Genomic DNA, 635 nt, shown 5'->3' with positions numbered 1-635 from the left:
TCATGAAACGCAAGAACAACTTACCGCCAGTGCCTGAGCGAAAAGAATTAGAGTTTCAGCTCGAAACACTGCAGCACGATATTCAGAAACTGCAGCTTGAGCACGACCTTTTGAAGAAGGCGAATGAAATTCTAAAAAAAGACCTGGGCGTCGATCTGCACCTTCTGAGTAATCGGGAGAAAACGCTGTTGGTCGGCGCCCTAAAAGATCTTTATCAACTCGCCGATCTGCTTGCTCAGTTGGGACTGGCGCGCAGCTCATATTTTTATCATCGAGCCCGCATGAGGATGACTGACAAGTACCTCACTATTCGTCGCAGCATCACTGAAATCTTCGAAACCAACCGTCGATGCTATGGCTACCGCAGGCTACAGGCGTCTTTGGCCAAACAATCCGTTACAATCTCAGAGAAGGTTGTGCAGCGGTTGATGAAACAGGAGAACCTGATCGTTGTCACGCCAAAGCGGCGGCGATACCGCTCTTATCTCGGAGAAATCAGTCCAGCGCCTGAGAACCTCATTAATCGTGACTTCCAGGCCACAGCCCCAAACGAGAAATGGCTGACCGATATCACTGAATTCCAAATCCCGGCTGGCAAGGTGTATCTCTCACCCATCATCGACTGTTTCGATGGT

The 635-nt window shown here is 49.6% G+C and carries 1 protein-coding gene; it reads left to right on the top strand.

Features of this window, described 5'->3' with window-relative positions; all coding sequences use genetic code 11:
• On the top strand, positions 1 to 635 hold a 635-nt coding region (locus DKP76_RS18910; RefSeq protein WP_109708181.1), incomplete at both ends, for an IS3 family transposase.

The sequence above is a fragment of the Falsochrobactrum shanghaiense genome (assembly GCF_003149535.1).
Classification (GTDB): domain Bacteria; phylum Pseudomonadota; class Alphaproteobacteria; order Rhizobiales; family Rhizobiaceae; genus Brucella; species Brucella shanghaiense.
Note: the sequence above shows the minus strand (reverse complement) of the source record. Positions and strands in the feature narration are given on the sequence as shown.